The following is a 5,489-nucleotide window of genomic DNA, read 5'->3' on the forward strand; positions in this document are numbered from 1 at the left end:
CGCACGGGCCGCACCGTGACGATCCGGCTGCGGTTCGGCGACTTCACCCGATCGACGAGCTCCCACACGCTGGACCGGCCGACGGCGCACAACACGACGGTGCTCGAGGTCGCCCGGCTGCTGCTGGCATCCCGCGCCGAGGCGATCAAGGAGCGCGGCATCACCCTGATCGGCGTCGCTGTCGGCTCGCTCGACGACAACCCCGCCCAGCTGGCCCTGCCCCTCGACGTCACGAGCGGGGCGGAGCTCGACCAGGCGATCGACGCGGTGCGCGACAAGTACGGCTCGTCGTCGCTCCGCCGTGCAGTGCAGCTCGGCAAGAAGGACCGCGACCCCATGCCGATGCTCCCGGACTGAGGCGTCTCACGAGGTCTCGATACGCCGCTCGCTGAGCGAGCTTGCTGCTCGACCGGCGAGTACTCGGTGGTCGAGTGCCCGCGAGGTCAGGCGTACTTCGCCTTCAGCTCCGCGAGGACGAAGTCGGGGACGAGCCGCGAGACGTCGCCGCCGCCCTTGGCGACCTCCTTGACCAGGCTCGAGGCCAGGAAGGAGTACTCCGGGGACGTCGGGATGAACAGCGTGTCGACCTCGGTGAGGCTGCCGTTCATCTGTGCCATCTGCAGCTCGTAGTCGAAGTCGGTGACGGCGCGCAGACCCTTGACGATCGCGGAGACGCCGTTGTCGGAGCAGAAGTCGACCAGCAGACCCTTGAAGGACGCCGTCGTGACGTTCGTGAACCTCGACGTGGCCCGATCGAGCAGCTCGAGCCGCTCGTCGATCGTGAAGAGCCCCTGCTTGCTCTCGTTGACGAGCACGGCGACGACGACCTCGTCGAACAATCGTGACGCCCGCTCGATGATGTCGAGGTGACCATTGGTCACAGGGTCGAACGAGCCGGGGCACACGACCTTCGTCATGTCAGCGACCGTACCAAACGCGGGTCTCGCCGTACGCCTTGTCACGGAGACCTTCGACACCCTCCGGCCAGGTGAACGGATCGCGGGACGATCGCTCGACGACGAACAGCGCATCCGGCTGCCTCAGTGCCGCGACCAGGGCGCCGACCGCGGCCGTGGGGAGCGCGTATGGGGGGTCGAGGAAGATCAGGTCGAACGGCTCCGGTGCCGGGCGCAGGGCGTACTTCTCGGCGGTCGTACGCGTGACGGTGCCGGACGCCCCGAGATCGGCGAGGTTGCGCTTGATGACGGCGGCCGCCTTGGCGTCGGACTCGACGAACTCCGCGAACGCCGCCCCTCGTGAGAGCGCCTCGAGACCCAACGCACCGGATCCCGCGAACAGGTCCAGGACACGCAGGCCGTCGAATCCGCCGAGCTCCGACTCGATCGACGAGAACATCGCCTCGCGCACGCGGTCCGACGTCGGCCGGGTGCCATCGCCCTTGGGGGTCTGGATCCGCCGGCCGCCGTACTGACCGGCGATGATCCGGGTCATGTGCGCTCCAGGTAGTCGGCCTGCTCGGAGCGCTCGAGCTCGTGGACGGCAGCGGCGAGCCCGGGATGTGACGCCAGTGCCGGGTCGGCCTCGACGATCGCATCGGCGACCCGCCGGGCCTCCTCGATGACCTCGCCGTCCTTGACGACCGACAGGAGGCGCAGGCTGGACCGTATGCCCGACTGCCGCGCGCCGAGGACATCGCCCTCACGCCGGAGCTCGACATCGAGCCGGGACAGCTCGAAGCCGTCGGAGGTCGAGGCCACCGCGTCGAGCCGCTCGCGGGCCGGCGAGCCGCCCTCGGTCGCGGTGACCAGCAGGCACAGCCCCGCCTCGGAGCCACGGCCGACGCGCCCGCGCAGCTGGTGCAGCTGCGACATGCCGAACCGATCCGCATCCATGACGACCATGACGGTCGCATTGGGCACGTCGACGCCGACCTCGACGACGGTCGTCGCGACGAGCACATCGATCTCGCCGCGCGCGAACGCGTTCATCGTCGCGTCCTTGTCGTCTGGGGTCATGCGGCCGTGCAGGCTGCCGAGTCGCAGCCCGTGCAGTCCGCCGCCCTCGAGCTCCTCACGCAGCTCGAGGAGCGACTTGGTGTCCTTGTCGCCACCGTCGTCGCCCTCGCCGATGCGCGACACCACGACGTACGCCTGCCGGCCGCGGCCGACCTCCTCGCGTACGCGCTCCCAGCCGCGGTCGAGCCACTGCGGACGCTCCGAGTAGGGCACGACCGTGGTCTGGATGGGCTGACGGCCCGCCGGCAGCTCGCGGAGCGTCGAGACCTCGAGGTCTCCGAACACCGACATCGCGAGCGTGCGCGGGATCGGCGTCGCGGTCATGACCAGCACGTGGGGCGTGACCTCGGCACGGTCGACCAGTGCGGCCCGCTGCTCGACGCCGAAGCGATGCTGCTCGTCGACCACCAGCAGGCCGAGCTCCGCGAACTGGACGTGGTCCTGGATCAGCGCGTGCGTGCCGATCACGATGCCGGCCTCGCCGGATGCCGCGTCGAGCAGCGACTCCTTGCGCGCCTTGGCTCCCTGCGACCCGGTCAGCAGGCGTACGCGGGTGGCCCCGTCGGCGCCGCCGAGCATGCCGCCCTTGGCGAGGTCGCCGAGCATCGCCGTGATCGCGCGGTAGTGCTGCGCCGCGAGCACCTCCGTGGGCGCCAGCAGGGCGGCCTGCGCGCCCGCGTCGACGACCTGCAGCATCGCCAGCAGCGCGACGATCGTCTTGCCGGAGCCGACCTCGCCCTGCAGGAGCCGGTGCATCGGGTGCGTACGGGCCAGGTCCGAGGAGATCTCCCCGACGACAGACTTCTGGCCGGCGGTGAGCTCGAACGGCAGCTGCTGCTCGAAGCGCTCGCGCAGCCCGCCGGGCGCGACGGGGCGAGGCGCCGCCCGCTCGTGCTCGAGCGCACTGCGGCGCTGGGCGAAGATCGTCTGGACGACGAACGCCTCCTCGAACCGGAACCTGTCGCGCGCGCCCTGCCAGTCCTTGGTGTTGCGCGGGCGATGGATCGCCTCGAACGAGCCCTTGAGGTCGAAGAAGCCACGCGCCGCGCGTACGTCATCGGGCAGCGGGTCGTCGAGCGGCCCGACGGCGTCGAGGCACATGCCGACGCACTGCTCGATCTTCCACGAGGGCATCGCCGCGGTCGCCCGGTAGATCGGGATGACGCCGCGGCTCAGGCGTGCGCCCTCGGTCGGATCGCCCGACTCCTTGAGGGGTTCCCAGTCCGGATGCGTGAGCTGGAGCTTCCCGTTGAACACCGTGACCACGCCGGCGGCGAGCCCGAGCGACCCCTCCTGCATCGACTTGAGTCGCCAGCCCTGCTGGAAGAACGTCAGGGTCAGGTGACCGGTGCCGTCCGTGACCACGACCTCGGTGCGCGTACGCCGGCCGCCCGGTCCGAACGAGTAGTTCTTGGCCGACGCGACCCGCGCCATGATCGTGACGTGCTGGCCGACCTCGAGCTGCGACAGGTCGGTGAGCTTGCCGAGCTCGGCATAGCGCCGCGGGTAGTGGCGCAGCAGGTCCTCGACGACGACCATGTCGAACGCCTTGGTGAGCGGCTTGGTGGTCTTGTCGCCGAGGACGTTGACCAGCTTGGTCGCGAGCTCGACCATCACTCCACCGCGATGAACAGCGGGTAGTTCTCCTGGCCGCCGTCGTAGACCACGAGGTCGACGTCGGGGCGCAGCGTGCGGAGGTATTCGGAGATCGACTCCTCGATCCGCCCCTCGGCGCCCTCACCCATCACGACGGTCAGCATCTCACCGGCCGGTGACAGGATCCGGTCGATGACCTCGTAGGCCACGGCGAGGATGTCCTGGCCGACGACCGCGAAGTCACCGGCGACCACGCCGAGCACGTCGCCGACCTCGCACGGGCCGACCATCGTCATGCCGGGCTCGGTGGCGATCGTCACGGCACCGTGCTGGGTGTGGGCGGCAGCGCTCGACATCGCGACGACGACCTCGTCGAAGCCCAGGCCGGGGTCGTGCACCGCGAGGGCAGCGAGGCCCTGCACCTGCGCGTGGGTCGGGATGACCGCGACGCGTATGCCGTCCTGGCGGGCGGCCTGGGCGGCCGCCTCGAACTGCCGGACATACCTCTGGTTGTTGGGCAGCACGATGACCTCGTCGGCCCCGGCGTCACGCAGCGACGCGCTCATCTCGGCGATCGTCAGCGGGCGATCACGGGTGAACTCGAGCGTCTGCGCACCGGCCTCCTGGCACAGCGCCGTGAGGCCCTCGCCGGTCGTCGCCGCGATCACGACCCGGCCGCTGCGCGGCGCCCGCGCCATCTGGTCGGCGAAGTGCGTGACGGCGATGCGGTAGGGCCGGCCGGCCGCGATGCCGGCCTCGATCGCGGCACCGACGTCGTCGACGTGCACGTGGACGTTCCAGAGCCGATCGCCGCCCACCACCACGAGCGAGTCACCCAGGGGCAGCAGCGCCGAGCGCAGCCCGGCGATGCGGTCGTCGTCGGCCTCGAGGAGGTACATCACCTCGTACGACGGACCGTCCGCGCTCAGGTCGACTCCGACGGCCGGCATCGGGATGCTGCTCGGTGCGGGCTTGGGGATGCGGCCCGTCAGCGCCTGCTCCGTGGCGTCCAGGACCACGACGAGGGCGCGACCACCGGCATCGACGACACCGGCGCGCGCCAGCAGCTCCATCTGCTCGGGGGTGCGGGCCAGGGCCTCACGAGCCGCGTTGGCCGCCTTGCCGAAGACCGTACGACCGTCGACACCTGCCGCGGCCGACTCCGTGGCGCCCGCCGCAGCGGCCTTGGCGACCGACAGGATCGTGCCCTCGACGGGTGCGCCCACAGCGGCCCACGCGGCATCGGAAGCCGCGACGAAGGATCGTGCGACATCGTCCGCGGAGACGTCACCACCCTCGAGGTCGAGGTCGTGGAAGCACGCGCGCACGAGCTGCGACAAGATCACGCCGGTGTTGCCCTTGGCGCCGGTCAGCAGCCCGTCGACGTACGCCTTGACCAGCGTGGCGAACGGGACATCGGCGCCGAGGGCCGAGACCGCGTCGGCGCCGGAGACGAACGTCAGATAGGCGTTGGTCCCGGTGTCGCTGTCGGGCACGGGGAACACGTTGAGCGCGTCGATCTCGGCCCGGGCCGACGACAGGGCCCCGGCACACAGCTGCGTCCACGCACGGAACGCCGTGGGGTTGAGGGTGAGGCCCATGGGGCGAGGCTATCGGTCGGCAGTGCGGAACAGCGCCAGCAGCCGGGCTGATTCGCGTCGGCGTCGGGTCTTCGGCTATTCTTGAGCGGTTGTCGTCGCACCGTCTGGTCGCGGGGGCAGCCCCATTCATCCAAGTTGTCTCAATCTTCAGGAGTTCGCCGTGGCTGCGGTCTGTGATGTGTGCGCCAAGGGGCCTGGCTTCGGCCACAACGTCTCCCACTCGCACCGACGCACCAAGCGTCGTTTCGATCCCAACATCCAGCGTGTTCGCGCTGTGGTGGACGGAACCCCCAAGCGTGTCAACGTGTGCACCTCG

At 70.3% G+C, this 5,489-nt stretch carries 6 protein-coding genes; 2 read left to right on the plus strand and 4 right to left on the minus strand.

The features are described from left to right. On the plus strand, positions 1 to 357 hold a 357-nt coding region (locus V6M46_RS09350), incomplete at its 5' end, for a DinB/UmuC family translesion DNA polymerase (RefSeq protein ID WP_442880488.1). A gap of 86 nt (positions 358 to 443) precedes the next feature. On the opposite strand, the gene coaD is transcribed toward V6M46_RS09350, so the two are convergent. From coaD to V6M46_RS09370, 4 genes are read right to left on the minus strand one after another with little or no spacing between them, the layout of a single operon-like run. Then, positions 444 to 917 (minus strand): pantetheine-phosphate adenylyltransferase, encoded by a 474-nt coding sequence (gene coaD, locus V6M46_RS09355; RefSeq protein ID WP_332664103.1) that lies wholly within the window; start codon positions 915 to 917, stop codon positions 444 to 446. A gap of 1 nt (position 918) precedes the next feature. Then, positions 919 to 1,452 carry a 16S rRNA (guanine(966)-N(2))-methyltransferase RsmD gene (rsmD, locus tag V6M46_RS09360; RefSeq protein WP_332664105.1) on the minus strand — a complete coding sequence of 178 codons (534 nt, stop codon included), beginning with the start codon at positions 1,450 to 1,452 and terminating at the stop codon, positions 919 to 921. Further along, positions 1,449 to 3,590: an ATP-dependent DNA helicase RecG gene (recG, locus tag V6M46_RS09365; protein WP_332664108.1), complete on the minus strand. Its 2,142-nt coding sequence runs from the start codon at positions 3,588 to 3,590 to the stop codon at positions 1,449 to 1,451. The genes rsmD and recG overlap by 4 nt, the downstream gene beginning before the upstream one ends. Further along, positions 3,590 to 5,173 (minus strand): DAK2 domain-containing protein, encoded by a 1,584-nt coding sequence (locus V6M46_RS09370; protein WP_332664111.1) that lies wholly within the window; start codon positions 5,171 to 5,173, stop codon positions 3,590 to 3,592. Before V6M46_RS09370 ends, recG begins: the two co-directional genes overlap by 1 nt. A 160-nt stretch (positions 5,174 to 5,333) precedes the next feature. On the opposite strand from V6M46_RS09370, the gene rpmB reads away from it, so the two are divergent. Continuing rightward, positions 5,334 to 5,489: 50S ribosomal protein L28 (gene rpmB, locus V6M46_RS09375; RefSeq protein WP_332664114.1), on the plus strand; the 156-nt coding region annotated here is incomplete at its 3' end.

Source organism: Aeromicrobium sp. (assembly GCF_036676885.1).
In the GTDB taxonomy this organism is placed as follows: Bacteria; Actinomycetota; Actinomycetes; order Propionibacteriales; family Nocardioidaceae; genus Aeromicrobium.

What these genes read in the sequence shown, in the direction of transcription:
- coaD (WP_332664103.1), bottom strand. Translation starts at nt 917, where the DNA reads ATGACGAAGGTCGTGTGCCCCGGCTCGTTCGACCCTGTGACCAATGGT.
- rsmD (WP_332664105.1), bottom strand. Translation starts at nt 1,452, where the DNA reads ATGACCCGGATCATCGCCGGTCAGTACGGCGGCCGGCGGATCCAGACC.
- recG (WP_332664108.1), bottom strand. Translation starts at nt 3,590, where the DNA reads ATGGTCGAGCTCGCGACCAAGCTGGTCAACGTCCTCGGCGACAAGACC.
- V6M46_RS09370 (WP_332664111.1), bottom strand. Translation starts at nt 5,173, where the DNA reads ATGGGCCTCACCCTCAACCCCACGGCGTTCCGTGCGTGGACGCAGCTG.